This is a genomic window from Rhodoferax sp. (assembly GCF_039922535.1).
Classification (GTDB): Bacteria; Pseudomonadota; Gammaproteobacteria; order Burkholderiales; family Burkholderiaceae_C; genus Rhodoferax_B.
Genome location: NZ_JBDTEM010000036.1, coordinates 1 through 1,880, shown reverse-complemented (window position 1 = coordinate 1,880; position 1,880 = coordinate 1). Strand labels below are relative to the sequence as shown.

1 protein-coding gene is annotated in these 1,880 nt (G+C 63.1%); it reads left to right on the top strand.

Translation table 11 applies throughout. The features are described 5' to 3' along the window. A partial coding sequence (locus ABI213_RS01410) for a DNA polymerase (protein ID WP_348025795.1) occupies positions 1-1,880 on the top strand: 1,880 nt, incomplete at both ends.

Genomic DNA, 1,880 nt, shown 5'->3' with positions numbered 1-1,880 from the left:
ACGTCACCATCATCGACACCATGAACGGCAAGCGCCGCGACGTGGCCGGGGTGACCGAAGAATTCGGCGTGCCGCCCAGCCTGATGGTCGATTACCAAACCCTGGTGGGCGACACCGTGGACAACGTACCCGGCGTGGCCAAGGTCGGCCCCAAAACCGCCGCCAAGTGGCTGATGGAATACGGCTCGCTGGATGCGCTGATGGCCCGCGCCACCGAGATCAAGGGCGTGGCGGGCGAGAACTTGCGCAACGCCGTGGACTGGCTGCCCCAAGGCCGCCGCCTGGTCACCATCAAGACCGACTGCGAACTGACCGGCTACATCGACGGCCTGCCTGCTATGGATTCAATAGCTTTTACCGCACAAGATACGGGCGCGTTAAAGGCTTTTTATGAGAAATTTGGCTTCAAGGGCCTGGCCCGCAACCTGGAAGGCGCGGCCGCCGCAGAACCGGCACCCGCTGCTGAAAAGACACCCAAGGCCAAGCCATCCGAGCCCGGCTTGTTCGATGAGCCCGGCCCTGCCGACACGGCCGATGCCGTCCCCACCCGCACGCCCGGTTTTGAAACCATCCTGACCTGGGAGGCTTTTGACCTGTGGCTGGCCAAGCTGCAAGCCGCCGAGCTGGTGGCGCTGGACACCGAAACCAATTCGCTGGACGAAATGCTGGCCGAGATCGTCGGTATCAGCGTCTGCGTCACACCGGGCGAGGCCGCCTACATCCCGGTGGCGCACAACTACCCCGACGCGCCCGCCCAGTTGCCGCGCGACGAGGTGTTGGCCAAGCTCAAACCCTGGCTGGAAGACGCGACCAAGGCCAAGCTCGGCCAGCACATCAAATACGACCGCCACGTGTTCGCCAACCACGGCATCGAAGTGCAGGGCTACGCCCACGACACCATGCTGCAAAGCTATGTGCTGGAAGTCCACAAGCCGCACGGCCTGTCTAGCCTGGCCGAACGCCACCTGGGCCGCAGCGGCATCAGCTTTGAAGACCTGTGCGGCAAGGGCGTGCACCAGCTCACCATCAACCAGGTGGATGTGGAAAAAACCTCCGAATACGCCTGTGAAGACGCGGACATGACGCTGGAAGTGCACCGCGTGCTGTGGCCACAGTTGCAAGCCGTCAAAGAGCTGGGTTTCATCTACCAGCTAGAGATCGATAGCAGCGAAGCCCTATACCGCATCGAGCGCAACGGCGTACTCATCGACGCGGCCACCCTGGCCAGCCAAAGCCACGCCCTGGGCCAGCGCATTGTGCAGCTGGAAAATGAGGCCTACGAGATTGCGGGCCAGCCCTTTAACCTCAGCAGCCCCAAGCAATTGGGCGAAATTTTCTTCGACAAACTGGGCATGCCGGTGGTCAAGAAAACCGCTACCGGGGCCCGTAGTACCGACGAAGAAGTGCTGGAAAAGCTGGCCGAGGACTACCCCTTACCCGCCAAGCTGCTGGAGCACCGCAGCCTGTCCAAGCTCAAAGGCACTTACACCGACAAGCTGGCGCTGCTGATCTTGCCGCGCAGTGGCCGCGTGCACACCCACTACGCCCAGGCCGTGGCCGTGACCGGGCGGCTCAGCAGCAACGACCCCAATTTGCAGAACATCCCCGTGCGCACCCCCGAGGGCCGCCGTGTGCGCGAAGCCTTTGTGGCCGCGCCGGGCAACGTGATTGCCAGCGCCGACTATTCGCAGATCGAGCTGCGCATCATGGCCCACATCAGTGGCGACGTGGCCCTGCTGCGTGCCTTTACCGACGGGCTGGACGTGCACCGGGCCACGGCGGCAGAGGTGTTTGGCGTGACGGTAGAGCAGGTCACCAGCGAGCAGCGCCGCTACGCCAAGGTGATCAACTTCGGCTTGATTTACGGCATGAGCGCCTAT